Genomic DNA, 26,354 nt, shown 5'->3' on the forward strand with positions numbered 1-26,354 from the left:
TGTGGTGACCTGGCTGGGGAGCGCACTGAGTTTCCCGTTCGTCGCTGTGCGTGGTGTGGCTCGCGGGTTGCGGGCGAATGTCGGGGGGATGGCTGTGGCGGGGGCCGCATTGGCTTTCGTTTCCCGGTTGCGGCGTGGGACGCTTGGCGATCCGCGACCGTGCGGGCTGTCGCTGCCGGTGTCGGAGACGTTCCATATGTCCGGCTTGGCGGGTACTGCCCGTGGCGGGAGGCTAGGACGTGACCACCACATTCCGGCGGGACGCGCCCGCCTCGTGGGTCGACGGCGTCAAGCGCAGTAAGCGCGTCGCGGTGCGGCCTACGGGGCTCGTGGCCGGCGCCCTGCTGGGCGGTGCGGTGCTCGCGGGGGTCGGCGTGGCCGGCTGGGGGATCACCGAGCTCAGCATCCTCTGGGGTGTCGCGGCGCTCGTGGCGCTCGCCGGTGTCGTGGTGCTTACGCTGCGTGGCTTCCCGCTCTTCGCCATGCTGACGATCGTCGCGGGCGCTGTCGCGTGGGGTGCGGCTACGCGCGGCCGGCTGCCGGACAGCTGGTTCGACATCCTCGGTGTGCTGGGCTTCATCGGGGTCAATCTGGCATTTGTGGTACCCCTGGCCGGATCTTTTCTTTCGGCTCTTCTGCTCGATGCCCGTCGCGTGTCCCGGCTCTCGATCGACGAGGCCGTGAGCGGGCGCCGGTGGTGGGGCAAGCCGGACGATCATCTGCCCCGCCTGAAGGAGCTCGAGGCGATTCCGAGCGCTCGCTTCTTCGCGCTGGGTGAGGGCGGGTGCACGCATCTGGTCGCGGCCGGGCGGCGGGTGGCGCTGTTCCTGCCGACGGTGTGGCCGCACGGTGAGTTCACGATGGACGCCGCGGGGCAGGTGCTGCGCGGCGGGCGGCTGTTCGTGCCGGGCTCCGAGGACGTCGACGGCCTGGCCGCCGAGGTGCACACGTGGCGTGAGCAGCTGGCGAAGGTGGGCGGGTCGGTCCGCGGATACCTGGTCGTCGCGCCCTCGCGTGGCGACGTGTCCGAGGACCTGGTCATCTCCGTCGCGCCCGGAGAGCACCTGCACCTCGTGCACGCCCACGAGATGGTGGACGCGGCGGGGCGGTGGCTGTCGGAGGAGCCGTACCGCGTCGATCTGCACGTGATGGAGCGCCTCCTGGTGCTGGCGGCCGGGAACGAGCTGCCCGAGCCGCTGTCGCTGCCGCGCACCTTCGCCCGTGAGGCGGACGAGGCTTCGGCTGAACGGTCCACGTCACCCACTGACGCCGCGTTCGCGGCGGCTGCGTCGGCGCCGGCCGCGTCCGCGCCTTCGGGCGGGGTGGCGGCGGGAGGGCCTCCGTCGGTGCTGGGCGGTGTCGCGGCCGATGCGGGCGGGACGACCACTGCGTGGCGGCCGGGCAGCGGGGCCATGCGGGCCAAGCTCGGCCGGCTGGCCCGTGTCGGGGCGGCGCGCGCGGACGCGCACGAGCCGGCCGCGCAGGAGTCGGACACGCGGGAGCCGGCTGGGCGGCACGGGACCACCGAGCACGAGGCGGCGGCGGACAGGCCGGCCGCGGGGATGGCCGACTCGGCTGGTGCTGGCTCGTCCTTCGCGGACGCCGGCGACGGCGATCGGCGCGAACCTGGTGCCGGCGATCGCGGTGACGCCGGCGGTCGCGACTCCGGGTTCGGGTCCACACTCGGGCTCGGTCGCAGTGGCGGCGCCGGTGGAGCTTTCGGCTCGGGCGAGGACGCTGACCTGGGCGGCCCGCTGTTTGATCATGATGACGACCTCGGTGGTCGCGCGCGCCTTGATCGCATGTCCGATGATGGGGCTGCTTCGGGATCAGGTGACGGTTCTCGGTCTGCTGCTGAGAGCCGTACCGGTCGCGATGGTGACGGGCGTTCGCGCTTCGAACGTGAGTTGGACCGGATTGACCGCGACTCCGGTGCGTCCGCGCGCCGGGGTTCCGACCTTGGAGATGAGTCGTTGACGCGCCCTTCTGGCGAACGGAACGATCACGAGCAGGCCGGCGAGTCGAGTGCCTCCTGGGAGGCGCGGGCTACTCGCGAACTGGTGGGGGACTGGGACAACGACTCCGCCAGCCGCATCGCGGCCTGGGCCGCCGAAGGTGCCACCGACCCGGAGTCCCGCTCCGGTGTCCGGCGGTCCTGGTCGCCGATGGGGGGCGAGACGCCCGGGCCGGATGACCGCTTCCAGTGGAGCAGCGAGGCCGATGACGCCTCCGCGCAGCACGAGGCGGGCGGATGGTCGGGCTCGCCCGGAAGCGCGCCGTCGCCGAACACGGAGAGCGACCGCATGGGTGCGGAGTCGTGGAACGGCTCGTCGCGGGGCGGGTCGGCACCGGCTGGTGAGTCGTGGCGGGACCGCCGCGCGGCCGAGCCGGCGGCCGAGTCCTGGACGGATCGGCGCCAGCCCGAGCCGGTGGCGGACTCGTGGTCACAGCGGCGCGCGCCCGAGCCGGTGGCCGAGTCCTGGACGGATCGGCGCCAGCCCGAGCCGGTGGCGGACTCGTGGTCACAGCGGCGCGCGCCCGAGCCGGTGGCCGAGTCCTGGACGGATCGGCGCCAGCCCGAGCCGGTCGCGGATTCGTGGTCGCAGCGGCGGACGCCGGAGCCGGTCGCGGACTCGTGGGCGGAGCAGCGGGCGCCGGAGCCGGTGAACGGTTCGTGGACGGACCGGCGGCAGCCCGAGCCGGTGGCCGACTCCTGGTCGGACCGGCGCCAGCCGGAGCCGGTGGCCGAGTCGTGGTCGCAGCGGCGGGCGCCTGAGCCCGTGGCCGACTCCTGGCGGGATGGGCGGGCGTCCGAGCATGGGCGCGCGTCCGAGCGCGGGCGGTCGGGCGACGAGCAGCGGTCGGCCGTCGAGTGGCCGCCGCCCGCGGAGAGCGGCGCCCGAGCCGAGCGGCCCTCGGTTGAGTGGCGCTCGGCGGGGGAGCCGGGACCGGGGGTACCGCAGGCCGGGGCTTCACGGGCCTCCGCTGACTGGCGTAACGGGGCCGAGGCCGGCCCGAGTGAGCGACCCTCCGTCGAGTGGCGGGCCGGGTCCACGAGCGGGGCGGCTGAGCGGCCGTCGGTCGAGTGGCGGTCCGGGGCTTCGGCCGAGGGCTCGTCGGCCGGGCTGTCCGAGCGCGGAGCCGGCGAGAGCGACGGGCCGTCGGCCGGGGAGCGGCGGCGCGGGGAGCGGGGAGTGTTCGGCGGGAGTCTCTTCGACGGGGATGCGCCCGAGCTGGTGGCGCAGCCGCTCGAGCTTCGGCGGAACTGGGACTCCGATCCGGCTGCGCGGTCCATCCGGCGGCGGGATCGAGGGCAGCACGGGGACGGCTCCGAGACGGAGCGCGGCGACGAGGCCCGAGCGCGCGACTGGCGCGCGGGCGACGGCGGCGAGGCGCGCGACTGGCGCGCCGGCGACGGTGGCGAAGCGCGGGACTGGCGGGCCGGTGAAGGCGAGACGCGCGACTGGCGGGCCGGCGAAGACGCTGGGGCGCAGGACCGCTGGGCCGGTGACGTAGCCGGAGAGCGGGACTGGCGGGGCGATGCCGGCGGCTCGGCGGCCGGGGACGTCGGGGGCTTCTCGGGGGCCGGGGTTCCGGTTGCCGGCGGGCGGCCGGCTGATCTCGGCGCGGGCGGGAGCTGGACGAGTCCGGCCGAGCCGGCCGCGGGGCCCGGGCGCGGATGGGCGGATGCGCCAGGGGTCGCGGATGCCGGTGGGTATCGCGGCTGGGGCGAGGCCGGGGCGGTTCCGGCCGCTCAGGACTGGGACCAGCGCGGTGGCGAGAGCCCTGCGAGCGGGTCCGGCTGGGGCGATCAGCGTGACGCGGGGCCCGTCGCCGGGCGCGGGCGGGCCGAGGTGTCCGGTGGCGCGGTCTCCGGCCGGCCGGGCTGGGGTGAGCAGGGCGATGGGGCGCCTGTCGCCGGGAGTGGGCGGGCCGAGGTGCCCGGTGGGCGCGGGGACGGCAGCGGGGCCGGGTGGGCCGGGTATGCCGACAGTGCGCCTCCGCCGCCGCCCGTGACCGGTGCCGGTGCGGGCTGGGGTCATCACGATGCCGGCGCGCCTGTGGCCGGGAACGCGCCCGGAGCGCCCGGCTGGGGTGATCGCGGGGACAGCGGCCCGGCGGCCGGGCGTGGGCGGGCTGATCAGCCCGGCACAGCGTCGAGCTGGGGCCAAGGGGCGGCGGGTCAGGCTCCTGCGGGGCCGGCACCCGCGGCTCAGGGGCCGGCCGGCGCGGCCGAGGACGCCTGGTGGGCGGCGGGCCCGGCCGGTGGGGGCGGCGACGGTCAGGAGAAGGGCAAGAAGTCCCGGTGGGGGCGCAACAAGGACAAGGATGCCGCGCCGGCCGCTCGGGACGAGAGCGACGACTGGGCCGCCGAGGCGACGACGCGGTGGGACCGGAGTGCGGCCAAGAGCGACGAGCGGCCCGCTCGCCAGGATGACTGGCGCAACGACGATCGGCGCATCGAGCGGGAGCCGGCCCGGCGCAACGACGATGCGGCCGGGTGGGGCAACGGTCCGCGGAGCGAGGCGATCCCGGAGCAGCGCAAGCGCGAGATCGGGGCCTTCGAGGACCTGGCACCGCTCGAGCTGAATCTGGACGAGGAGCCCAAGGAGAAGACGTCGCGGAGGTTCCTGCGGCGCAAGTAGCTTGACTCTCCAGCGACTGGAGACATCAGGCTGGTTGGCATGACGATGAACCTGACACCGGATGAGCGGCGGGAACTGTTCGGGGACAGCGACCCCGAACAGTACGCCGGGGAGGCCCAGGAGCGCTGGGGCGACACCGAGGCGTACAAGCAGTCGGCCCGCCGGACCGCGCAGTACACCAAGGCCGACTGGGAGCGGATCAAGGCGGAGGCGGCGGCGAACACCGAGGCGTTCGCGGCGGCGTTCACCGGCCAGGTCCCGGCCGAGGACGCGGCGGCGATGGACCTCGCCGAGGCGCACCGGCAGCACATCGGGCGGTGGTTCTACGACTGCCCGGTCGAGATGCACCTGGGGCTGGGCGAGATGTACGTCGCCGATCCGCGATTCACGGCGAACTATGACACGGACCATCCCGGACTGGCGCAGTACATCCGGGATGCGATCCGGGCCAACGCGGCTCGCCAGCGCGCATAAGGGCCCGCCAAGGGCCGGACCCCGGCCCGAGACGCACGACCTGGGCAAAAAGAAAGGCCCCCCTTGCCACAAGGGGGGCCTTTCCCACGTGCAATCAGGCGGTCTCGGTGATGGGCCGGTCGACCCAGCTCATCATCGAGCGCAGCTGCTTGCCGGTCTCCTCGATCGGGTGGTTGGCACCCTGCTCGCGGTACTTGGTGAAGTTCGGGCGGCCCGCGTCGTCCTCGGCGATCAGCTCGCGGGCGAACTCGCCCGACTGGATCTCGGAGAGGATGCGCTTCATCTCCTCCTTGACCCGGGCGTCGATGACGCGCGGGCCACGGGTGTAGTCGCCGTACTCGGCGGTGTCGGAGACGCTGTAGCGCATGCGGGCGATGCCGCCCTCGTACATCAGGTCCACGATGAGCTTGAGCTCGTGCAGGCACTCGAAGTAGGCGATCTCCGGGGCGTAGCCCGCCTCGGTGAGGACCTCGAAACCGGTCTGGACCAGGGCCGACGCGCCGCCGCAGAGGACTGCCTGCTCGCCGAACAGGTCGGTCTCGGTCTCCTCCTTGAAGGTGGTCTTGATCACGCCGGCGCGGGTGCCGCCGATGCCGGCCGCGTAGGCCAGCGCGAGGGCCTGCGCGTTGCCGGTGGCGTCCTGCTCGATCGCGATGAGGCAGGGCACGCCCTTGCCGTCGACGAACTGCCGGCGGACCAGGTGACCCGGGCCCTTCGGGGCGACCATGCACACGTCGACGTCCGCGGGGGGCGTGATGAGCCCGAAGCGGATGTTGAGGCCGTGGCCGAAGAAGAGCGCCTTGCCGGCGGTCAGGTTCGGGGCCACGTGGTCGGCGTACAGGGAGCGCTGGACCGTGTCCGGGGCGAGGATCATGATGACGTCCGCCTCGGCGCTCGCCTCGGCGGGGGAGAGGACGCGCAGGCCCTGCTCCTCGGCCTTGGCCCGGCTCTTGGAACCCTCGGGCAGGCCGATGCGGACGTCGACGCCGGAGTCGCGCAGGCTCAGCGCGTGGGCGTGGCCCTGGCTGCCGTAGCCCAGCACCGCGACCTTGCGGCCCTGAATCAACGACAGGTCGGCGTCGTCGTCGTAAAACACCTCGGCGGGCATTGACTTTCCTCTCAAAACGGTCAAAGCGAACAAACGATCCAAATGGCCGAGCGGCTACCCGACCACGCGGTCGAACGGCCGGGTGGCCAGACGGCCGAGCGACAAGCTCAGGCGGCGGCGCGCAGCGCCGGGCCCGTCGTGATCGAGCGGGAGCCGCGGCCGATGGCCACGACGCCGGACTGGACCATCTCCTTGATACCGAACGGCTCCAGGTCACGAAGCAGCGCGTCCAGCTTTTCCGACGTGCCGGTCGCCTCGATGGTGAGGGCGTCCGCGGCGACGTCGACCACGCGGGCCCGGAACAGGTTCACGGTCTCGAGGACCTGCGAGCGCACCGGGCGTTCCGCGCGCACCTTCACCAGCAGCAGCTCGCGCTGCACGCTGGCGGTGGTGTCGAGTTCGACGATCTTCAGGACCTGCACGAGCTTGTTGAGCTGCTTGGTGACCTGTTCCAGCGGTGATTCGTCCGCGTTGACCACGATCGTCATCCGGGAGACCTCGGGGTGCTCGGTCTCGCCGACGGCCAGGGAGTCGATGTTGAACCCGCGCCGGGCGAAGAGCCCGGCGACGCGGGCCAGTATTCCGGGCTTGTTCTCCACCAGGACGGAGAGCGTGTGCTTGGCCATGGTTCGCAGTCTCCTACACGTCGTCCTGGTCGAACGCGGGACGGACGCCCCGCGCGAAGAGAATCTCGTCGTTGCTGGTGCCGGCCGGGACCATGGGCCACACCATGGCGTCCTTGCCGACCACGAAGTCGATGACCACGGGCTGGTCGGTGACCTTCATCGCCGCCTCGATGGTGGCGTCGACGTCCTGCTTCGTCTCACAGCGCAGCCCCACGCAGCCGAGCGCGTCGGCCAGCTTCACGAAGTCCGGGATGCGGTGCTTGTGGGTGCCGAGCTCGGTGTTGGAGTACCGCTGGTCGTAGAACAGCGTCTGCCACTGCCGGACCATGCCCAGGTTGCCGTTGTTGATGACGGCCACCTTGATCGGGATGCCCTCCAGGGCGCAGGTGGCGAGCTCCTGGTTGGTCATCTGGAAGCAGCCGTCGCCGTCGATCGCCCAGACCACCTTGTCGGGCCGGCCCACCTTGGCGCCCATCGCGGCGGGGACGGCGTAGCCCATGGTGCCCAGGCCGCCGGAGTTGAGCCAGGTGGCCGGGTGCTCGTACTTGACGAACTGGGCCGCCCACATCTGGTGCTGCCCGACGCCGGCCGTGTAGATGGCGTCCGGGCCGACGATGGCGCCGATGCGCTCGATCACGTACTGCGGGGCCAGCGTGCCGTCGGACGGCTCCTCGTAGCCGAGGGGGTACCGGCCGCGGATGTCGTCGAGGGTCGCCCACCAGTCCTTGAGGACCGGCTTGTGGCCGGCCTGGTGCTCGGCCGTGACGGCCGCGATGAGCTCCTCGATGACGTGCTTGGCGTCGCCGACGATCGGGACGTCGGCGGTGCGGTTCTTGCCGATCTCGGCCGGGTCGATGTCGGCGTGGATGACCGCCGCGTTCGGCGCGAACGTCGACAGTTCGCCGGTCACCCGGTCGTCGAAGCGGGCCCCGAGGGTGATGAGCAGGTCGGACTTCTGCAGCGCGTAGACCGCGCCCACCGTGCCGTGCATGCCGGGCATGCCCATGTGCTGCGGGTGGGAGTCGGGGAACGCGCCGCGGGCCATCAGCGTGGTGACGACCGGGGCGCCGGTCAGCTCGGCCAGCTTCAGCAGCACCTCGGAGGCGTGGGCCTTGATGACGCCGCCGCCGACGTAGAGGACCGGGCGCTTGGCCCCGGCGATCAGGCGGGCCGCCTCGCGGATCTGCTTGCCGTGCGGGTGCAGCGTCGGGTGGTAGCCGGGCAGCTCCATCGTCGGCGGCCACTTGAACGTCGTCTGCTTCTGCAGCACGTCCTTGGGGATGTCGACGAGGACGGGCCCGGGGCGGCCGGTGCCGGCCAGGTGGAACGCCTCGGCGAGCACCCGGGGCAGCTCCTCGCCCGACTGGACCAGGTAGTTGTGCTTGGTGATCGGCAGCGTGATGCCCGCGATGTCCGCCTCCTGGAAGGCGTCGGTGCCGATGGAGGCGGAGGCGACCTGGCCGGTGATGGCGACCATCGCGACCGAGTCCATATAGGCGTCGGCGATCGGGGTGACCAGGTTCGTCGCGCCCGGGCCGGACGTGGCCATGCACACGCCGACCTTGCCGGTGGCCTGCGCGTAGCCGGTGGCGGCGTGGCCGGCCCCCTGCTCGTGGCGGACCAGGATGTGCCGGACCGCCTCGGAGTCGAACAGCGGGTCGTAGGCGGGGAGGATCGCGCCGCCGGGGATCCCGAAGACGACGTCGGCGCCGAGCGCCTCGAGCGAGCGGACGAGTACCTGCGCGCCGGTGAGCAGCTCCGTCGCGGCCGCGGGCGCGGCCTTCTTCGGGTCGGCCGCCGGCGGTGTGGGATGCGCTCGGTGGGCGAGGACTTCTGGCGTGGGTCTCGTCATCGCAGTACGCACTTTCGCTCGAAGGTGTCGGGGCAAAGACTCCGGACATGAAAAAACCCCACGTGCTCGGCACGGGGGGCTAGCGCGCTGACGGCGGGCGTCGGCGCGCTAGATGATAAGTACTCGGAGCGACCTCGACGACATGTGCCCACTTTGGCGCATCTCATGGCCTGAGTCAACCTATCCCAGCATGCGGAACGTGTCAGACTCGCAGGTATGCCCGAGCTGCGGTCCAAGACCTCTACATCTGGTCGCAACATGGCCGGCGCACGCGCCCTGTGGCGCGCCACCGGCATGACCGACTCCGACTTCGGTAAGCCGATCGTCGCCATCGCCAACAGTTTCACGCAGTTCGTGCCGGGCCATGTCCACCTCCGCAACCTCGGCATGATCGTCGCCGACACGGTTGCCGAGGCGGGTGGGGTCGCCAAGGAGTTCAACACCATCGCCGTCGACGACGGCATCGCGATGGGCCACGGCGGGATGCTGTACTCGCTGCCCAGCCGCGAGCTCATCGCCGACGCCGTCGAGTACATGGTGCAGGCCCACTGCGCCGATGCCCTCGTGTGCATCTCCAACTGCGACAAGATCACGCCCGGCATGCTGCTCGCCGCCCTCCGCCTCAACATCCCTACCGTCTTCGTCTCCGGCGGCCCCATGGAAGCCGGCAAGACGGTCGCCATCGAGGGCGTCGTCCACGACAAGGACGCCAAGCTCGACCTCATCGACGCGATGATCGCCTCCGCCAACGAGGCCGTCACCGACGAGCAGCTCGGCCAGATCGAGCGCTCCGCCTGCCCGACGTGCGGCTCGTGCTCCGGCATGTTCACCGCCAACTCGATGAACTGCCTCACCGAGGCGATCGGCCTGGCCCTGCCCGGCAACGGCTCGACGCTTGCCACCCACGCCGCCCGCAAGGCGCTGTTCGAGCGGGCCGGGTCGCTGATCGTCGAGCTGGCCAAGCGGTACTACTTCGAGGACGACGCCTCCGTGCTGCCCCGGGCGATCGCGTCCCGGCCCGCGTTCGAGAACGCGGTGGCGCTCGACGTGGCGATGGGCGGCTCCACCAACACGGTGCTGCACCTGCTCGCGGCCGCGCGCGAGGCCGAGCTCGACTTCTCGGTGGCGGACATGGACGAGATCTCGCGCCGGGTGCCGTGCCTGGCCAAGGTCGCGCCGAACACGCAGAAGTACCACATGGAGGACGTGCACCGGGCCGGCGGCATTCCCGCCATCCTGGGCGAGCTGTCCCGCGGGGGGCTGCTGCACGAGACCGTGTGGTCCGTCCACTCGCCCTCCCTGGAGACCTGGCTCGACAAATGGGACATTCGCGGCGAGAACCCCGCGCCCGAAGCGATCGAGCTCTTCCACGCCGCCCCCGGGGGTGTGCGCACCACGGAGCCGTTCTCCACGCAGAACCGCTGGAGCTCGCTTGACACCGACGGTGCCGACGGCTGCATCCGCTCCGTCGAGCACGCCTACACCAAGGACGGCGGCCTGGCCATCCTCTTCGGCAACCTCGCGCCCGACGGCGCCGTGGTGAAGACGGCCGGCGTCCCCGAGGAGAACCTGACCTTCTCCGGCTCGGCCCGCGTCTTCGAGTCCCAGGAGTCCGCCGTCGACGGCATCCTGGCCAAGGAGGTCGTCGCCGGTGACGTCGTGGTGATCCGGTACGAGGGGCCGAAGGGCGGGCCCGGCATGCAGGAGATGCTGTACCCGACGAGCTTCCTCAAGGGCCGCGGCCTCGGCCGGGCCTGCGCGCTCATCACCGACGGCCGCTTCTCCGGGGGTACCTCCGGCCTGTCGATCGGCCACATCAGCCCGGAGGCGGCCGGCGGCGGGCTCATCGCGCTCGTGCAGACCGGCGATCGGATCGACATCGACATCCCGAACCGCTCGATCCAGCTCGTCGTGCCCGACGAGGAGCTGGCCGCCCGCAGGATCGCCCAGGAGAAGCGGGAACGCCCGTACACCCCGCAGGACCGGGAGCGGCCCGTCTCGGCGGCGCTGCGGGCCTACGCGTCGATGGCGACCTCGGCCAGTGACGGTGCTTACCGCCGGGTGCCGTAAATACCGCTAGGATGTGCGTCAGTCACGCGACTGGCGCACATCAAGGTGGAGTCAACCACCGGGGAGCTTCCGCGATCGTGGCACCGCGCGCCTGGGTGCCATCGCAGAGGAGGCCCCTGTGCACGATCAGCGAGTAGCCGAGCTCATCGGGCTCGAGACCGAGCGCCAGCGCGACACACTGCGGATGATCGCCTCGGAGAACTACGTCTCCCGCGACGTTCTCGAGGCGACCGGCTCCGTCTTCACGAACAAGTACTCCGAGGGCTACCCCGGCAAGCGCTACTACGAGGGCCAGCGCTTCGTCGACCCGCTCGAGGAGCTGGCCATCGAGCGGGCGAAGGCGCTGTTCGGGGTCGATCACGCCAACGTCCAGCCGTACTCCGGCTCGCCGGCCAACCTCGCCGTCTACCTCGCCCTCGCCAAGCCGGGCGACACCGTGATGGGCATGGCGCTGCCGATGGGCGGGCACCTCACGCACGGCTGGCCGGTGTCGGCGACCGGCGCCTGGTTCCGCCCGGTGCAGTACTCGGTGCGCCGCGAGGACGGCCGCATCGACTTCGACGAGGTGCGCGACCTGGCGCTGCGGGAAAGGCCGAAGATCCTTTTCTGCGGGGGTACCGCCATTCCCCGCACGATCGACTTCCCGCGCTTTGCGGAGATCGCGCACGAGGCGGGGGCGGTGCTCGTCGCGGACATCGCGCACATCGCCGGGCTCATCGCGGGCGGCGCGCACCCGTCGCCGGTGGGCCACGCCGAGGTCATCTCGACCACGACCCACAAGACGCTGCGGGGCCCGCGCGGGGCCATGCTGCTGTGCGACGAGCGGCACGCCAAGGCCGTCGACAAGGCGGTCTTCCCCGGTCTGCAGGGCGGCCCGCACAACCACACCACGGCCGGGATCGCGGTCGCGCTGGGCGAGGCCGCGCAGCCGTCCTTCCGGGACTACGCCCACCAGGTCGTCGCCAACGCGAAGGCACTGGCCGCGGCGCTGCTCGAGCAGGGCTTCGACCTGGTGTCGGGCGGCACCGACAACCACCTGATCCTGCTCGACCTCACCGGCAAGGGCATCGGCGGCAAGCCGGTCGCGAAGGCACTGGACCGGGCCGGCATCGAGACCAACTACAACACCGTGCCCTACGACACCCGCAAGCCGTTCGACCCGTCCGGCCTGCGTATCGGCACCCCCGCGCTCACCACTCGCGGCCTGACCGAGGCGCAGATGCCGCAGGTCGCCGCGTGGATGTCGCGGGCGGTGGACGCGGCGCTGAAGTCGGACGACGCCGCGCTGGACGCCATCGCGGGGGAGGTCCGGGAGCTGCTCTCGGCCTATCCCGTGTAGCGATCGTCGCGAACGGCCCCGGCGGGCAGGGAGTTCCGCGCCGGGGCCGTTCTGTCTTCGGGGCGCGGTCAGTAGCGGGCGTAGTCCTTGCCGTCGCCCTCGTACGCCTGCTCGCCTGCATACGCCTTGTCCTCACCGGCGTGGTCCTTGGCGTCCTCGTCGTAAGCCGGCTTGTCGTCACCCGCGTACGCCTTGTCGTCGCCCTCGTAGCCCCGGTCGCCCTCGTCGTGCCTGTCCTCGTGGCCCTCATAGCCCTTGACCTGGTCCTCGATGCGCTCGATGGCGTCGTGGACCCGGTCCTGGATGTCCTCGTGGCCGTACGCCTGCCGAGCGTGGTCGTCGTAGGCGTTCTCATGGCCGTGCTGCTCGTAGGTGTCGTGGCCGTGGTCGTCGTGGGTGTCGTCGTGACCGGCCGCGTAGCCGCCGTCCTCGTAGTCGTCGCTCATGGCCGAAGACACGGGGCAGGCCCGGCCCCGGGTTCAGGACGAACCGGTCAGGAGTGCGACAGATCTATCCGGTCTGTGATCGCGCTCACGCAAATGAGTCACAAGGCGGTCGATCGGCGGGCCTACCATCGCCTGAAGAGGCCGTCCGCCCGGCCCCGTCGCGGTTCCCCCAGTGCGTGGCGGGCAATGTCGCGCGCCCCGCGAACCGACGCCAACCGAAGCCTGGAAGTCGAGGTCCCATGACCCTCCCTCCTGATCGCCCGGTGGTGCTGATCGCCGAGGAGCTGGCCCCGTCCGCTCTCGAGGTGCTCGCCGACGACTACGAGGTCCGTCACATCGACGGCACCGATCGACCCGCCCTGCTGGCCGGCCTCGCCGACGCCAGCGCCGTGATCGTGCGCAGCGCCACCCGCATCGACGCCGAGGCTGTCGCCGCGGCCCCCAGGCTCAAGGTCGTCGCCCGCGCGGGCGTCGGCCTCGACAACGTCGACGTGCCCGCCGCGACCGCGCGCGGCGTCATGGTCGTCAACGCGCCGACGTCGAACATCGTCTCCGCGGCCGAGCAGGCCGTCGCCCTCCTGCTCGCCGTCGCCCGCAACACCGCCGCCGCGTCCGCCGCGCTCAAGGCGGGGGAGTGGAAGCGCTCGAAGTACACAGGCGTCGAGCTGAGCGGCAAGGTCGTCGGCGTGGTCGGGCTCGGCCGCATCGGCGTGCTCTTCGCCCAGCGGATGGCCGCGTTCGGGGTGCGGCTCGTCGCCTACGACCCGTACGTGCAGCCGGCCCGGGCCGCGGCTCTGGGGGTACGACTGCTGGGCCTTGACGAACTGCTCAAGGAGAGCGACTTCATCTCGATCCACCTGCCCAAGACGCCGGAGACGGTCGGGCTCATCGGCGTGCGCGAGCTCGGCCTCGTGAAGCCGGGCGTGCGGATCATCAACGCGGCCCGCGGCGGCCTCGTCGACGAGCAGGCCCTGGCCGACGCGATCGCCGACGGGCGGGTGGCGGGGGCGGGTATCGACGTGTACAGCAAGGAGCCGTGCGTGGCCTCGCCGCTGTTCGCGTTCGACAGCGTCGTGGCCACCCCGCACCTGGGCGCCTCCACGGTCGAGGCACAGGACAAGGCCGGGCTGGCCGTCGCCCGCTCGGTCAAGCTGGCCCTCGACGGCGAGTTCGTCCCCGATGCGGTGAACGTGCAGGCCGGCGGCGTGGTCGCGGAGGAGGTGCGCCCGCTGCTGCCGCTCGCGGAGAAGCTCGGCGCCGTGTTCACCGCGGTCGCCGGCGGCATCGCGTCGGCGGTGACCGTCGAGGTGCACGGCGAGGTGGCCAAGCACGACGTGTCGGTCCTGAAGCTGGCCGCCACGAAAGGGTTGTTCGGCAGCGTGGTCGCGGAGCAGGTGACGTACGTCAACGCCCCGCATCTGGCGGCCGACCGCGGGGTCGAGGTAGCACTCGCGGTCTTCACCGACTCATCCGACCAGCCCAACCTGGTGACCGTGCGTGGAGCCCTGCCGGACGGGCGGGTAGCCTCGGTATCCGGTACGTATGTCGCGGGCCCGCGCGAGGCGCTGAAGCTGACCGAGATCGACGGCTTCAGTCTCGAGCTGGCGGCCGACGGCGTGCTGCTGTTCTTCCGCTACGCCGACCGCCCCGGCGTGGTGGGCACGGTGGGGTCGATACTGGGTTCGGCGGGGGTCAACATCGCCGCGATGCAGGTCGCCCGGCGCAAGGCCGGCGGGGAGGCGCTCATGACGCTGACCGTCGATCAGGTGGTGGCCGCGGACCTGCTCGGCGAGGCCGGGCAGGCGATCGGGGCCACCGCGGCGAGCACGGCGGACCTGTCCGTCGGCTAGGGACTTTCCTCTCACGAGGGTGGGGAGCGTGGCGGCGCTCCCCACCCTCATTTCTTTCCCCGCGGTCTCATTGGACGGGACACGCGTCCACCAATTAGGACGGCGGCGTACGGTTAACGCGGTCTGAGGAGAGGGGTCCAGAGGTGGCGAAGATCGCGGTGGTGGCCGGGGACGGCATCGGCACCGAGGTGGTGGCGCAGGCGCTGAAGGTGCTGCGCGTGGTCCTGCCCGGCGTCGAGACGACCGACTACGACCTGGGCGCCGCCCGGTACAACCGCACCGGCGAGGTCCTGCCCGACAGCGTCCTGGAGGAGCTGCGCGGCCACGACGCCATCCTGCTCGGCGCGGTCGGCGACCCCAGCGTCCCGCCGGGTGTGCTGGAGCGGGGCCTGCTGCTGAAGCTGCGCTTCGACTTCGACCAGTACGTCAACCTGCGCCCCTCGCGCCTGTGGCCGGGCACGACAAGCCCGCTGGCCGGGGTGAAGCCGGGCGAGATCGACCTCGTCGTCGTCCGCGAGGGCACCGAGGGCCTCTACGTCGGCGCCGGCGGCAACCTGCACCCGGGCACCGCGGCCGAGGTCGCCACCGAGGAGAGCCTCAACACCCGCCACGGCGTCGAGCGGGTCATCCGCGACGCGTTCGGCCGGGCGGCCAAGCGCCCCCGCCGCAAGGTGACGCTCGTCCACAAGACAAACGTGCTCACCCACGCCGGCGGCCTGTGGGCCCGCACCTTCAACGCGGTCAAGGCCGAGTTCCCGGACATCGAGACCGAATACCAGCACGTCGACGCGGCCGCGATGTTCCTGGTCAGCAACCCGCAGCGCTACGACGTGGTCGTCACCGACAACCTGTTCGGCGACATCCTCACCGACATCGCCGCCGCCGTCACGGGCGGCATCGGGCTGGCCGCGAGCGGCTCCATCAACCCGGAGCGGGCGCACCCGTCAATGTTCGAGCCGGTGCACGGCTCGGCCCCCGACATCGCGGGCAAGGGCGTCGCCGACCCGTCGGCCGCCGTGCTCTCCACCGCGCTGCTGCTCGACCACCTCGGCCACCCCGAGGCGGCGGCGAAGGTCACCGAGGCCGTCGGCAACGAGGTCGCGGCCCGCACGCCCGGCTCGGCCATCTCCACCGAGGCCATCGGCGATCGTCTCGCGACAGCTGTCGCGTAGATCCTGCGAATTGAACGTCCGTTCGGGTAGGTTGGCGGCACGGCACGGCGAATGATGAGCGTGCCGCTCCTACCTTTTTTGTGGAGGCGTGCATGAACGGCGGTGAAACGCTCGATTTCGAGATTCGTCGGAACCCGCAGCCCGTAGCCGCCGCGGAGCGATCCGCGCTGCTGGCCAACCCGGGCTTCGGCCGGATCTTCACCGATCACATGGTGACCGTTCGCTATGCCGAGGGCAAAGGCTGGTACGACGCGCGGGTCGAACCCCGCGGGCCGATCGCGATGGACCCGGCGACCGCGGTGCTGCACTACGCGCAGGAAATCTTCGAGGGGCTCAAGGCATACCGCACGGCCGACGGCGGCGTGAGCATGTTCCGCCCCGAGGCCAACGCGGCCCGGTTCCGCAGCTCCGCGCAGCGCCTGGCGATGGCTCCGGTGCCGGAGCGGCTCTTCATCGACTCCCTGGAGGCGCTCATCCGCGTCGACCAGGACTGGGTGCCGACCGACCCGGAGGGCAGCCTCTACCTGCGGCCCTTCCAGTACGCCAGCGAGGTCTTCCTGGGCGTGAAGCCGTCGTCGGAGTACCTCTTCCTGATCATCGCCTCGCCCGTCGGCAACTACTTCAAGGGCGGCGTCCAGCCGGTCAAGGTCTGGGTCTCGCGCGACTACACGCGGGCCGCCCCGGGCGGGACCGGCGCCGCGAAGTGCGGCGGCAACTACGCCGCGAGCCTCGTGGCCCAGGCCGAGGCGATGGAGCACGGCTGCGACCAGGTCGTCTTCCTCGACGCGGTCGAGCGGAAGTACGTCGAGGAGCTCGGCGGCATGAACGTGTTCTACGTCTTCGACGACGGCTCGATCACGACGCCGCCGCTGACCGGCTCGATCCTGCCCGGCATCACCCGCGAGTCGGTCCTGCGGCTGGCCGCGGACCGGGGCCACGCGGTGCGCGAGGAGCAGTACTCGTACGAGCAGTGGCGTGCCGACGCCGCCTCGGGCCGCCTGCGCGAGGCGTTCGCGTGCGGCACCGCGGCCGTGGTCACGCCGATCGGGACGGTCCGCGACGGCGACGGCGAGTTCACGGTCGGCTCCGGCGAGGCCGGCGAGACGACGATGGCGCTGCGGGAGCAGCTCGTGGCGATCCAGCGGGGCACGGCCCCGGACCCGCACGGCTGGGTGCACCGGGTCCTGTAACAGCGCGTTCACAGCGGCGCCGGTTTACGCGTCCGGCGCCGCTTTGCACAAATCCGGCAAAGACCCTACGCCGACCAGCGGCCGAGGTTGGAGTTGCGGACCGCGGCCGGGCGGCCACCGCGCACGTGCCGGTCGTAGGCCAGCTGCAGCGCCTCATCGGCCAGCTGCGCGTCCGCGCACGGCCAGAACGCCTTGCACTCGCAGAAGTTGTCGGTCCGCGGCCGGTGCGCGTCGTGCAGCGCCCGGGCGACCCGCCACAGCATCGGATCGGCACAGCCGAGGGGAGGGTCGAGCGGCGGCTCGGCCGGTTCGCGCGGAACTCCGTCGTCCATGATCTCTCCCCAGGAAACGTGCACTGCCCGTACTGATCCATACGGTAGACGTCCGGCCGGTTCGACCACAGACACGTTGTGCGCAACTTGCACGGGCGGATGAGGCCAATTGCAGCGGGTACAGCGCACCGGGTACCGAATGCGAAGCAACACCCGCGCGATGCGCACAGGTCCGGAAAATGCGTACGGGTGCCGGGGCCGCCACCCCGACACCCGTACAAGAGGAAAGCTCCTAGAAGGAAGCCGCCTCTGCATCGAGGGTTACCGCCAGCGCGTGAACAACCGCGGCGACGCGCAACACCTCGTCGACCACTTCGCGGGACACCCCTGCACCACGAAGTGATCTTTCGTGCGATTCCAGGCACACCCCGCACCCGGTGATCGCGGATACTGCCACTGACCACGCCTCGACGTCGGCGGCGCCGACCCCGGGCGTGGAGGAGACCTGGCGGCGCAGACGCGCGGGCAGGCCCTCGAACGCCTCGTCACCGATCAGGTGCTTGGCGCGGAAGTAGATGTTGTGGATGGCCATCCGCGACGCGACGGCCTTCGCGGCCTCGATCGCCTCCGGCTTGAGCCGGTCCCCGGCCTCCGCGGCGACCGCGCGGATCACCGTCGCGCTGCGGGTCGTCATCGCGCAGGCGAGCACGGCGCCCCACAGCTGCTGCTCGCTGAGCAGGTCCGTGGCGAGGACGGAGTCGAGGTTGAGCCGAAGATCCCGCGCGTACGGCGGAACCGCCGCCTTCAGCGTCTCGATGCTCACTTCCCCACCCCCTCACCATCGGTGATCGACGTTCCCGATCGGGCGCGCCGTCCTGCGTGGCTCCAACAGTGACCGACGCTCGTTACAAGGACGTGACGAACAGGGTGAATCGTGAAGCAGATCACGCCCGATCTCAAAATCCGGAATCACGTGCCACGGACGGCCCACGCGTGGCAAGCTACCGAACGTGACTCGGCTCATTATTGGCCCCTAGCGCGCCCGGCACCCATCCGCCGGACGCGCAGACCTCCCGCATTTCGCGGGGGGTCTTTTTGTTAGCCAGGGTCTTTTTGTTGGCCAGGGTCGGTTCGTCGGCCCGAGCACGCCGAGCCCGGCCCCCCATCCCGCCAGAAGGAGCACAGACATGCAGGTGTACGACACAACGCTGCGCGACGGGGCCCAGCGCGAGGCGATCAGCTACTCCGTCGTCGACAAGCTCGCGGTCGCCCGCCTGCTCGACGAGTTCGGCGTCGGCTTCATCGAGGGCGGCTGGCCCGGGGCGATGCCGAAGGACACCGAGTTCTTCCGCCGGGCCCGCACCGAGCTCAACCTCAAGCACGCCGTCTTCGTCGCGTTCGGCGCCACCCGCAAGGCCGGGGTCCGCGTTCAAGACGACAAGCAGGTCCGGGCGCTGCTCGACGCCGATACCCCGGCCGTCACGCTCGTCGCCAAGTCCGACGTCCGCCACGTCGAACGGGCGCTGCGCACGACCCGCGAGGAGAACCTCGCGATGGTCCGCGACACCGTCCAGTACTTCGTCTCCGAAGGCCGGCGGGTCTTCCTCGACTGCGAGCATTTCTTCGACGGGTACCGCTTCGACCCCGACTACACCGCAAGCGTCGCCGCCGCCGCCCTCGCCGCGGGCGCCGAGGCCGCCGTCATGTGCGACACCAACGGCGGCATGCTGCCGTCCCTGATCACCCGCACGGTCCTCGAGGTCCGTGACCGCCTCGCCGTCGCGCTCGGGGTCAGCGCCGCCGACGCCGTCGCCCGCCTCGGCATCCACTGCCAGAACGACACCTCGTGCGCGGTCGCCAACACCGTCGCCGCGGTCGAGGCCGGCGTACCGCACTTCCAGTGCACCGCCAACGGCTACGGCGAGCGCCCCGGCAACGCCGACCTGTTCGCCGTCGTCGGCAACCTCCAGCTCAAGCTCGGGATGCCCGTCCTACCGGAGGGCTGCATCGAGCAGATGGTGCGCGTCTCGCACTCCATCGCCGAGATCGCCAACATCGCACCCGACACCCACCAGGCCTATGTCGGGTCGTCAGCGTTCGCTCACAAGGCGGGCCTGCACGCGAGCGCGATCAAAGTGGATCCCGTGCTCTACAACCACATCGACCCGGTCGTCGTGGGCAATGACATGCGGATCCTGGTCACCGAGATGGCCGGCCGGGCCAGCATCGAGCTCAAGGCGCGCGAGCTCGGCGTCGACCTGGCCGGCAATCCGGAGGCCCTGTCCCGGGTCACGAACCGGGTCAAGGAGCTGGAGGCCCGCGGCTGGTCGTTCGAGGCCGCCGACGCCTCCTTCGAGCTGCTGGCCCGGGCCGAGCTGGCCGGGCACTCCCAGGACGGCGCCATGCCCCGGCCGTTCGCGCTGGAGTCCTACCGCGTCCTGGTCGAGCACCGCGAGGACGGCGCCGTCGTCTCCGAGGCGACGGTGAAGGTCCGCGTCCGCGGCGAGCGGGTCATCGCCACCGCCGAGGGCAACGGCCCGGTCAACGCGCTCGACGAGGCGCTGCGGGTGGCGCTGACCAAGCACTACCCGGAGCTGGGCCGGTTCCAGCTGGCCGACTACAAGGTCCGCATCCTGGAGGGCAGCCAGGGCACCGGCGCCGTCACCCGGGTGCTCGTGGAGACCCACGCGACGGGCGAGGACTGGACCACCGTCGGCGTGCACGAGAACGTCGTCGAGGCCAGCTGGCAGGCGCTCGTCGACGCCCTCACCTATGGCCTTTCCCACACCGTGCGGGTCTGACGTTCGTTGCCGTAGGGCCCTCTTTCGAGGGCCCTACCGCGTTAAGGGCACTTGTTCTGCCGGTAGGCGGTCAGCGCCGCCGCGTCAGGTTCGAACTTCCAAGCCCCGTTCTGGTACTTCACCGTGCTCTGCCCCGGCGCCGCGCTCGCACCGGTGGGCGGGACGTGCGTCCACTTGATCGTCGCCGTCGAGTCGTTGACCGGCGTCACCGCGGTGACCTGGTATTGGCCCTGCTGGCCCGTGCAGGTCGAGACCAGGTCGATGTAGGCGTCCTTGCCGATAGCCGACTTGGCCTCGTCCGTCCACAGGTCCCAGGCACCGGCCCAGTCGCCCTCCGACAGGTTGTCGAACACCTGCTCGGCGGTCACCTGTGCCGACTGCGCGTCCTGTGGCTGCGCGGTCACCTCCACCGTCGGGCGGTCGGACGCCGGGTCCGCCTTGTCGCCCTGCTTGTCCGAGCACGCGGCCGCCGCACTCAGGACCAGCGGCACGGCGATGGCGAGCGCGAGGCCGCGAAACGTTCGTGTCACCCATCTGCTCCAACGTGGTTCCCGTTCGGGCGGGGGCCCGATCCGTACGTGAAGGTACTCCCGGCCAACGAAGCTCGTATAGCCGGAGGTACGCCTTCGCTTGTCAGGCCTTGGGAAGAACCAGCTCGGCGAAGACCGCTTTGTGGTCGCTTTGCGGCATCTGGTGTACGGACACCTTCCCCACGCCGACCCGCCGGTCCGCCACCACGTGATCGAGCACCACGCCGGGGATGAACCAGCGCTCGTCATACGGCCAGGAGGCGTCGAAGCCGGCGCCGGCGACGTCCGCCGCGTCGCGGTAGCCGGTGTCGAGCAGCTCCCGGAACTTCTCGTGGTCCAGGGTGGCGTTGAAGTCCCCGAGCAGAAGGCTCACCGCCCCGTCCGGGGTCGCCGCCGGCTCCAGCGCGATGTCCTTCTCCCAGCAGTGGCTCAGCCGCGAGGACGCGGGCGCGCACGGGTGCACCGACTCGACCCGCACGTCCTTGGCCCCCGGCACCGCCACCGACGCCCGGGCCTGCCCGAACGTCGACGGGAACTGCCGGTAGCCGAGATCGGTGACCGGGAAGCGGCTGTACACCGCGGAGCCCGTCACGCCCGGCTTCGGATACGCCACGGCGTTGGGCAGCACGGCCTCCAGCCCGGCCGCGCGCAGCGCCGACTGCGCCTCCGGCGTGTACTCCTGCAGCGCCACGAGGTCGACGTTCAGCTGCCGGACCAGGCCGACGATCGCGCCCGGGTCCGCGCCGCCGAAGAGCATGTTGACGCTGAGCACCCGCAGCCCCGGCCCGCCCGGCTCGGGAGAGCTGTCGGAGATCCAGCGGGGCAGGACGCAGGCGGCCAGCGCGACAGTGGCGACGGCGGTGACGACGGCCGGCCAGACCCGCCTGGTCACGAGGGCCACGAGCAGCGGCACCAGTGAGGCACCCGCGACATAAGGCGTGAAAGCCATCAGTTGTACGGCCGGAAAGCCCGACTCCAGCCCGAAGACCCGCATCGCCGCCCAGGCCGCGAACGGCAGCACCAGCAGCCACACCACGGCGCCCCACCACCGGCGGCGCCCGCGCCTGAGCGGCTTCTCGGGCGGCAGACGGAGCGTGTCTTCCGTGACGGCCATCCCGCCAGGGTATGGGACCCCCGCAACGCCGGGCGCCTTCGTCACACGATCTTCACGTGTGGATGGCCGGATGGCATTAGGCTCGGCCCCCGTGCACCCGGTGATCATACGGATCGGTCCGGTGGCGATCCTGTCCCACGACGTGTTCGTCGCGCTGGGCATCGTGGTCGCCTCCGTCGTGCTGCTCTGGGAGATCCGCCGGCGCCGGGCCCAGGACGAGCGCCTCTGGTACGTGCTCGCCGGTGCCCTGGTCGGCGGGGCGCTCCTGGCCCGGCTGGGGACCTGGGCCCAGCACCTGGACCCGCGGGACAACGCGCCGCTGCTGGAGCAGTGGGCGTACGGCAACCGCAGCATCCTCTCCGGGCTCGTCGGCGCCTACCTGGGCGCTCTGCTCGGCAAGCGCATCTCCGGCTACCCCCACAAGACGGGCGACCTGTTCGCGCCCGCGGTCGCGGCCGGAATGGCCGTCGGCCGGATCGGCTGCCTGCTCGCCGAGCCGCCCGGCACGCCGACGAGCCTGCCGTGGGGCATCCGCCTGGACACGGCCCACGCCGCGGCGATGCACGTGCCCGCCCACGTACCGCTGCATCCGTCGTTCGTGTATGAGATCTTGTTCCATCTCGCGGCGTTCGGCGTCCTGCTGGCCGTCCGCGGGCGTCAGTGGTTCGTGGAGAAGCCCGGACGGTTGTTCACGGTGTATCTGGCGGCCTACGCCGCGTTCCGCTTCGGGGTCGAGTTCGTGCGCGGCAACGAGGTGGTGTGGGCCGGCCTGACCCGGTCACAGCTGTTCCTGCTTGCCCTGCTGCCGCTCTCAGGCCTGCGGTTCGCGTTGTCCCATCGTTCGAAAGAGGTGCCGGCATGAGTGGTGCGTCGCGGAGCGGCGGGGCCGCTCGTCAGTGTCGCAGGGCGGGGCTGAGGCCGGCGCCGGAGCTTGTGGAGGTGGCGGGCATGAGCGGTGCGGAGCGCAGCGGAGTGGCCGCTCATCATGGGTTCAGGGCGGGGCTCAGGCCGGCGCCGGAGCTTGTGGAGGTGGCGGGCATGAGCGGTGCGGAGCGCAGCGGAGTGGCCGCTCATCATGGGTTCAGGGCGGGGCTCAGGCCGGCGCCGGAGCTTGTGGAGGTGGCGGGCATGAGCGGTGCGGAGCGCAGCGGAGTGGCCGCTCATCATGGGTTCAGGGCGGGGCTCAGGCCGGCGCCGGAGCTTGCGGAGGTGACGGCATGAGCTGGACCGTGCCCCCGCCCCCGCCGCCGCCTTCCAAGCCGCCGATTCGGACCGGGCGGGTGTTCGGCGGCATCGGCATCGCGTTCGGGGCGCAGGTCGTCGCGGTGCTGATCGGTGTCGGAATCGCCGCCGCGGTGGGGTTCGCCGGGCTGTGGGTGGAGATCGTGCTGCAGGTCCTGCTGTGCATCGCCTGCATCGTCTTCGGCACCCTCTGGATCGCCCACCGGGACCGGGGCATCGGCCTGGGCGTCCTCATCGGCTGGGGCATCAGCGTCCTGGTCTTCCCCGTCATCGGCATCGGCGTGTGCATCGCGCTGATCAACAACCAGGGAACGGTATGACGACAGGCATGCAGCTGCGGGGCGACCGCATCCACCGCTACGTCAACGCGTTCTGCCCGACGTGCGCCGCCGAGGCGGACCTGCCCGACGTACAGCGCCTCTCGGGCTGGCTCGCCGAGCGGGACGGGCGCATCTGGCTGGAGCGCGGCTGCCCCCGCCATGGGCTGATCCGCACCCTCTATGACGAGAACCCGGAGATTTTGCGGTACCTCGAGCAGTGGACCGCCCCCACCAAGGTCCACGTGCCCGACCTGGCCGGCAACTTCGCGCCCGTGCCCGCCGCCTACCTCAACGGGCTGCCGGAGATGCAGACCCAGCACACCTGCATCCTGCTCGCCGACCTGACCGACAGCTGCAACCTGCGCTGCCCGACCTGCTTCACCGACTCCTCCCCGGCCATCGAGGGCGCCGTGCCGCTCGCCGACGTCCTGGCCTCGGTCGACACGAAGCTGTCGCGGGAAAACGGCCGGATCGACGTGCTCATGCTCTCCGGCGGGGAGCCGACGCTGTACCCGTGGCTGGCCGAGCTGCTCGACGAGGTGTCGGCCCGCAACGTCGTCCGAGTCCTGATCAACTCCAACGGCGTGAAGATCGCCCGGGACGATGCGCTGCTGGACCTGCTCGCTTCCCATCGGGAGCGCGTCGAGGTGTACCTGCAGTACGACGGCGTGTCCGAGCGCGCCGCCCGCCACCACCGCGGCGCCGACCTGCGCCGGCTCAAGGACCAGGCCGTCGACCGCCTCTCCGCGCGCGGCATCTTCACCACGCTGACCATGACCTGCGCCCTCGGGGTCAACGACGACGAGATCGGCGCGGTCGTGAAGCGGGCCCTGGACACCCCGTACGTCGGCGGCGTCTCCCTGCAGCCCCAGTTCGGCTCCGGCCGCTCGGGCGCGATCGACCCCCTCGACCGCCTGACCCACACCGGCGTCCTCGCCCGCCTGGGCCCGCAGACCGGCGACGTGGTCACCTGGCGCGACCTCACGGCACTGCCCTGTTCGCACCCGCACTGCTGCTCGGTCGGCTACATGCTGCGCGACGACGCGGGCGAGTGGCAGTCGATGACGAAGCTGATCGGCCACGACCGCCTGCTGGAGTTCCTGGACCTGGCCCCGGACGTGGTCGCCAACCGCATCGCCGACGTGCAGCTCCCGGCGATGTTGAAGAACGCGGTCAAGGACTCCCTCATGGGGCTGCTGTCCGAGCAGTCGTCGCTGTCGCACCCGGACGTCGGCAACCTGTGGCGCGACATCTGCGAGAACTGCGACCTGGGCATCTCGACGCTGACGACACTCGTCTCGGCCTCGCTCCCGGGCGGGCGCAACCGGCTGCGCAAGATGCTGGGGGAGCGGGTCAAACGCATCACGGTGAAGCCGTTCATGGACCTGCACACGATGATCGAGGAGCGGCTGCTGCAGTGCTGCGTGCACGTCGCGACCAGGTCGTCTGCTCCTGCCACCGCCTCCGGCCCGCCGTCCGCGGTCGATCAGTGCGCGCCGTTCTGTGCGGTGCAGGCCTGGCCCGCGCTGTCGGCGCAGCGCCTGCCGCGCGCCGTCGCGGCCGCGCGGCCCGTGCCGGTGGCGACGCCGGTCGTGCGATGAACAATTCGGCACCGTACGACCCGCTGCGCCTGTGCATCTACGCCACGATCGCCGCCGTGGCCTGGCTGCTCGGGCCGGTCGCGGTGGTCGGGTTCGCGGCGCTGGGCTTCGCCGGGTACCTCCGCGCCCGCCGGCAGGGCCTGACCCGCTCGAAGTGCATCCTGCGCGACACCCGCCTCGTCCTGGCGTACCTGGGCGTCCTCGCGCTGGCCGGGACGGTGGCGATCGGCTGGCGGGTGTACCAGCTCCTGGCCTGACGGGCCGCCACCTGCTGTACTGCGGCGCCTGCTGTCTGTCGCGCGTGCCGTTCTGTGGCGCCTGCTGTTCTGTGGCGCCTGTTGTTCGGCGGCGGCTGTTCGGTTCCCGGGTTCGTGGTTGCTTTTTGGGTTCATGGGTCTACGGTTGCTCTCCGTGAGCGATCTTCCGCCCCCGTTGGACCTCGGGTCCGACGGATCATCCAGGCCCGGCAAGCCGCTGCCGGGCTGGCTGCGCCGCACGGAGGCGGAGCAGCGCTGGCCGGCCGCCCTGGTCATCGCGATCGCGATCGTCATCCACCTGGTGCTGCCACCCGACCTGGCCCCGCACCCGCGCTGGCTCCTGCCCGGCCTCGAGGGCGCCATGCTGCTCACGATCGTGGTGGTCAACCCGCTGCAGATCAACCGCGAGACCCGCATCCTGCGCCCGCTGGCCCTCGCTCTGGTCGGCGTGCTGACGCTTGTCACGATCTGGTCGGTCGGGCTCCTCGTACGCGCCCTGTTCACCTCCGGCCCCTCCGTGGCACTCCCGGCCCACCTCCTGCTGTGGGGCGCCGCCATCTGGCTGACGAACGTGATCGTCTTCGCCCTGTGGTTCTGGGAGACCGACCGCGGCGGCCCGGCCGCCCGCGCCGACGGCGACAACCCGCACCCCGACTTCCTGTTCACCCAGATGCAGGTCCCGGAGCTGGCGCACAAGGACTGGGAGCCCGGCTTCTTCGACTACTTCTACCTGGCTTTCACGAACTCCACCGCCTTCAGCCCGACCGACACCCTGCCGATGTCGACCTGGGCGAAGATGCTGATGCTCACCGAGTCGGCCATCTCCCTGGTCACCGTCCTGCTGGTCGTGGCCCGCGCCGTCAACGTGATCGGAGGCTGAGGGTGTCTTCCGCCCGTCCGGCACCCCCCACCGCCTCGAACCGGACCAGGATCGCTCCGAGCCCGCCCGCCACCGCTTCTTGCCGGACCGCCACTGCTTCGAGCCCGCCCGCCACCGCTTCTTGCCGGACCGCCACTGCTTCGAGCCCGGCCACCACTGCTTCTTGCCGGACCGCCACTGCTTCGAGCCCGGCCGCCGTCGCTTTGAGCTCGGCCATCACTGCTTCGAGCCCGGCCGCCGTCGCTTTGAGCTCGGCCATCACTGCTTCGAGCCCGGCTGCCACCGCTTTGAGCCCGGCTGCCACCGCTTTGAGCCCGGCCGCCACCGCTTCGGGCACGGCCGCCGTTGCTTCGCGTCTGGCCGCGACCGGTTTGCATTCGGACACCGTTGCTTCCAGCCCGGACATGGTCGTCTTGTGCTCGACCACCTCTGTTTCGAGCTCGGCTGGTGCGCACCCGACCGGCCGGTCGGCGCAGGTCGACGTGAGTGGCGGCTGAGGTGGCGTTCGTCGATCCGATCACCTGCCTGGCCGCGCCGGCCGCGTGGCTGCCCGAGGGGCTTTTC

22 protein-coding genes and 1 riboswitch are annotated in these 26,354 nt (G+C 71.5%); of the genes, 13 read left to right on the forward strand and 9 right to left on the reverse strand.

Annotation, left to right across the window (positions count from 1 at the left end; translation table 11 throughout):
- The first annotated feature begins 239 nt into the window (after window positions 1-239).
- Complete coding sequence (locus Dvina_RS07850) at window positions 240-4,646, forward strand: hypothetical protein (RefSeq protein WP_223101677.1); 4,407 nt, start codon at window positions 240-242, stop codon at window positions 4,644-4,646.
- Between the two features lie 39 nt (window positions 4,647-4,685).
- On the forward strand, window positions 4,686-5,120 hold the full coding sequence (locus Dvina_RS07855; protein ID WP_223101679.1) for a TipAS antibiotic-recognition domain-containing protein: 435 nt from the start codon (window positions 4,686-4,688) through the stop codon (window positions 5,118-5,120).
- A gap of 94 nt (window positions 5,121-5,214) precedes the next feature.
- Here the strand turns inward: Dvina_RS07855 and ilvC are convergent, their stop codons facing one another.
- From ilvC to Dvina_RS07870, 3 genes are all read right to left on the reverse strand, one after another.
- Window positions 5,215-6,228 (reverse strand): ketol-acid reductoisomerase, encoded by a 1,014-nt coding sequence (gene ilvC / locus Dvina_RS07860; RefSeq protein ID WP_223101681.1) that lies wholly within the window; start codon window positions 6,226-6,228, stop codon window positions 5,215-5,217.
- A 107-nt stretch (window positions 6,229-6,335) separates the two neighbouring features.
- Window positions 6,336-6,854 carry an acetolactate synthase small subunit gene (gene ilvN / locus Dvina_RS07865; RefSeq protein WP_223101686.1) on the reverse strand — a complete coding sequence of 173 codons (519 nt, stop codon included), beginning with the start codon at window positions 6,852-6,854 and terminating at the stop codon, window positions 6,336-6,338.
- A gap of 13 nt (window positions 6,855-6,867) precedes the next feature.
- Window positions 6,868-8,706, reverse strand: a complete 1,839-nt coding sequence (locus tag Dvina_RS07870; RefSeq protein ID WP_223101688.1) for an acetolactate synthase large subunit — start codon at window positions 8,704-8,706, stop codon at window positions 6,868-6,870.
- Window positions 8,707-8,922: 216 nt separating this feature from the next.
- Here Dvina_RS07870 and ilvD point away from each other — a divergent pair, with 216 nt between their 5' ends.
- Both ilvD and Dvina_RS07880 read left to right on the forward strand, forming a co-directional pair.
- A complete protein-coding gene (ilvD, locus tag Dvina_RS07875) occupies window positions 8,923-10,776 on the forward strand; it encodes a dihydroxy-acid dehydratase (RefSeq protein WP_223101690.1) in 1,854 nt (617 codons plus the stop codon).
- A 16-nt stretch (window positions 10,777-10,792) separates the two neighbouring features.
- A riboswitch (ZMP/ZTP riboswitch) is annotated at window positions 10,793-10,880 on the forward strand.
- Between the two features lie 14 nt (window positions 10,881-10,894).
- Window positions 10,895-12,115 carry a serine hydroxymethyltransferase gene (locus tag Dvina_RS07880; RefSeq protein WP_246656090.1) on the forward strand — a complete coding sequence of 407 codons (1,221 nt, stop codon included), beginning with the start codon at window positions 10,895-10,897 and terminating at the stop codon, window positions 12,113-12,115.
- A gap of 68 nt (window positions 12,116-12,183) precedes the next feature.
- Here the strand turns inward: Dvina_RS07880 and Dvina_RS07885 are convergent, their stop codons facing one another.
- On the reverse strand, window positions 12,184-12,561 hold the full coding sequence (locus tag Dvina_RS07885) for a hypothetical protein (RefSeq protein ID WP_223101691.1): 378 nt from the start codon (window positions 12,559-12,561) through the stop codon (window positions 12,184-12,186).
- A gap of 239 nt (window positions 12,562-12,800) precedes the next feature.
- On the opposite strand from Dvina_RS07885, the gene serA reads away from it, so the two are divergent.
- The 3 genes from serA to Dvina_RS07900 all read left to right on the forward strand — a co-directional run bounded on the left by serA (window position 12,801) and on the right by Dvina_RS07900 (window position 16,773).
- Window positions 12,801-14,411 carry a phosphoglycerate dehydrogenase gene (gene serA / locus Dvina_RS07890; RefSeq protein ID WP_223101692.1) on the forward strand — a complete coding sequence of 537 codons (1,611 nt, stop codon included), beginning with the start codon at window positions 12,801-12,803 and terminating at the stop codon, window positions 14,409-14,411.
- 143 nt (window positions 14,412-14,554) lie between these two features.
- Window positions 14,555-15,583: a 3-isopropylmalate dehydrogenase gene (locus Dvina_RS07895; protein WP_223101694.1), complete on the forward strand. Its 1,029-nt coding sequence runs from the start codon at window positions 14,555-14,557 to the stop codon at window positions 15,581-15,583.
- Window positions 15,584-15,675: 92 nt separating this feature from the next.
- Window positions 15,676-16,773 (forward strand): branched-chain amino acid aminotransferase, encoded by a 1,098-nt coding sequence (locus Dvina_RS07900; RefSeq protein ID WP_223101695.1) that lies wholly within the window; start codon window positions 15,676-15,678, stop codon window positions 16,771-16,773.
- A 65-nt stretch (window positions 16,774-16,838) separates the two neighbouring features.
- Here Dvina_RS07900 and Dvina_RS07905 read toward each other — a convergent pair whose 3' ends face one another.
- Both Dvina_RS07905 and ahpD read right to left on the reverse strand, forming a co-directional pair.
- Entirely contained in the window at window positions 16,839-17,105 is a 267-nt protein-coding gene (locus Dvina_RS07905; protein ID WP_223101696.1) for a hypothetical protein, read from the reverse strand.
- A gap of 232 nt (window positions 17,106-17,337) precedes the next feature.
- Window positions 17,338-17,868 (reverse strand): alkylhydroperoxidase, AhpD family, encoded by a 531-nt coding sequence (ahpD, locus tag Dvina_RS07910; protein ID WP_223101698.1) that lies wholly within the window; start codon window positions 17,866-17,868, stop codon window positions 17,338-17,340.
- Window positions 17,869-18,232: 364 nt separating this feature from the next.
- Here ahpD and cimA point away from each other — a divergent pair, with 364 nt between their 5' ends.
- A complete protein-coding gene (cimA, locus tag Dvina_RS07915; RefSeq protein WP_223101699.1) occupies window positions 18,233-19,846 on the forward strand; it encodes a citramalate synthase in 1,614 nt (537 codons plus the stop codon).
- Between the two features lie 41 nt (window positions 19,847-19,887).
- On the opposite strand, the gene Dvina_RS07920 is transcribed toward cimA, so the two are convergent.
- Both Dvina_RS07920 and Dvina_RS07925 read right to left on the reverse strand, forming a co-directional pair.
- Window positions 19,888-20,376: a hypothetical protein gene (locus Dvina_RS07920; protein ID WP_223101701.1), complete on the reverse strand. Its 489-nt coding sequence runs from the start codon at window positions 20,374-20,376 to the stop codon at window positions 19,888-19,890.
- Window positions 20,377-20,479: 103 nt separating this feature from the next.
- Window positions 20,480-21,370 (reverse strand): endonuclease/exonuclease/phosphatase family protein, encoded by an 891-nt coding sequence (locus Dvina_RS07925; protein ID WP_246656506.1) that lies wholly within the window; start codon window positions 21,368-21,370, stop codon window positions 20,480-20,482.
- Between the two features lie 241 nt (window positions 21,371-21,611).
- On the opposite strand from Dvina_RS07925, the gene Dvina_RS07930 reads away from it, so the two are divergent.
- The 5 genes from Dvina_RS07930 to Dvina_RS07950 all read left to right on the forward strand — a co-directional run bounded on the left by Dvina_RS07930 (window position 21,612) and on the right by Dvina_RS07950 (window position 25,790).
- Window positions 21,612-22,352 carry a prolipoprotein diacylglyceryl transferase gene (locus tag Dvina_RS07930; RefSeq protein WP_223101704.1) on the forward strand — a complete coding sequence of 247 codons (741 nt, stop codon included), beginning with the start codon at window positions 21,612-21,614 and terminating at the stop codon, window positions 22,350-22,352.
- Between the two features lie 355 nt (window positions 22,353-22,707).
- Window positions 22,708-23,052: a hypothetical protein gene (locus tag Dvina_RS07935; protein ID WP_223101706.1), complete on the forward strand. Its 345-nt coding sequence runs from the start codon at window positions 22,708-22,710 to the stop codon at window positions 23,050-23,052.
- A gap of 8 nt (window positions 23,053-23,060) precedes the next feature.
- Complete coding sequence (locus Dvina_RS07940) at window positions 23,061-24,653, forward strand: radical SAM protein (RefSeq protein WP_223101707.1); 1,593 nt, start codon at window positions 23,061-23,063, stop codon at window positions 24,651-24,653.
- Window positions 24,650-24,910: a hypothetical protein gene (locus Dvina_RS07945; protein ID WP_223101709.1), complete on the forward strand. Its 261-nt coding sequence runs from the start codon at window positions 24,650-24,652 to the stop codon at window positions 24,908-24,910. The genes Dvina_RS07940 and Dvina_RS07945 overlap by 4 nt, the downstream gene beginning before the upstream one ends.
- A 154-nt stretch (window positions 24,911-25,064) precedes the next feature.
- Window positions 25,065-25,790 (forward strand): hypothetical protein, encoded by a 726-nt coding sequence (locus Dvina_RS07950; protein ID WP_223101711.1) that lies wholly within the window; start codon window positions 25,065-25,067, stop codon window positions 25,788-25,790.
- On the opposite strand, the gene Dvina_RS07955 is transcribed toward Dvina_RS07950, so the two are convergent.
- Window positions 25,771-26,217, reverse strand: coding sequence for a hypothetical protein (locus Dvina_RS07955; protein ID WP_223101718.1), 447 nt, complete (start codon window positions 26,215-26,217; stop codon window positions 25,771-25,773). The genes Dvina_RS07950 and Dvina_RS07955 overlap by 20 nt on opposite strands.
- Between the last annotated feature and the right edge of the window lie 137 nt (window positions 26,218-26,354).

Origin of the sequence: Dactylosporangium vinaceum, assembly GCF_019904175.1 — a bacterium.
In the GTDB taxonomy this organism is placed as follows: domain Bacteria; phylum Actinomycetota; class Actinomycetes; order Mycobacteriales; family Micromonosporaceae; genus Dactylosporangium; species Dactylosporangium vinaceum.

Excerpts from the sequence above, each read along its gene's own strand:
- ilvN (WP_223101686.1), bottom strand. The coding sequence starts at position 6,854 with ATGGCCAAGCACACGCTCTCCGTCCTGGTGGAGAACAAGCCCGGAATA.
- Dvina_RS07940 (WP_223101707.1), top strand. The coding sequence starts at position 23,061 with ATGCAGCTGCGGGGCGACCGCATCCACCGCTACGTCAACGCGTTCTGC.
- serA (WP_223101692.1), top strand. The coding sequence starts at position 12,801 with ATGACCCTCCCTCCTGATCGCCCGGTGGTGCTGATCGCCGAGGAGCTG.
- Dvina_RS07945 (WP_223101709.1), top strand. The coding sequence starts at position 24,650 with ATGAACAATTCGGCACCGTACGACCCGCTGCGCCTGTGCATCTACGCC.
- Dvina_RS07885 (WP_223101691.1), bottom strand. The coding sequence starts at position 12,561 with ATGAGCGACGACTACGAGGACGGCGGCTACGCGGCCGGTCACGACGAC.
- Dvina_RS07855 (WP_223101679.1), top strand. The coding sequence starts at position 4,686 with ATGACGATGAACCTGACACCGGATGAGCGGCGGGAACTGTTCGGGGAC.
- ilvD (WP_223101690.1), top strand. The coding sequence starts at position 8,923 with ATGCCCGAGCTGCGGTCCAAGACCTCTACATCTGGTCGCAACATGGCC.
- Dvina_RS07935 (WP_223101706.1), top strand. The coding sequence starts at position 22,708 with ATGAGCTGGACCGTGCCCCCGCCCCCGCCGCCGCCTTCCAAGCCGCCG.
- cimA (WP_223101699.1), top strand. The coding sequence starts at position 18,233 with ATGCAGGTGTACGACACAACGCTGCGCGACGGGGCCCAGCGCGAGGCG.
- Dvina_RS07900 (WP_223101695.1), top strand. The coding sequence starts at position 15,676 with ATGAACGGCGGTGAAACGCTCGATTTCGAGATTCGTCGGAACCCGCAG.
- ilvC (WP_223101681.1), bottom strand. The coding sequence starts at position 6,228 with ATGCCCGCCGAGGTGTTTTACGACGACGACGCCGACCTGTCGTTGATT.
- Dvina_RS07925 (WP_246656506.1), bottom strand. The coding sequence starts at position 21,370 with ATGCGGGTCTTCGGGCTGGAGTCGGGCTTTCCGGCCGTACAACTGATG.
- Dvina_RS07905 (WP_223101696.1), bottom strand. The coding sequence starts at position 17,105 with ATGGACGACGGAGTTCCGCGCGAACCGGCCGAGCCGCCGCTCGACCCT.
- Dvina_RS07870 (WP_223101688.1), bottom strand. The coding sequence starts at position 8,706 with ATGACGAGACCCACGCCAGAAGTCCTCGCCCACCGAGCGCATCCCACA.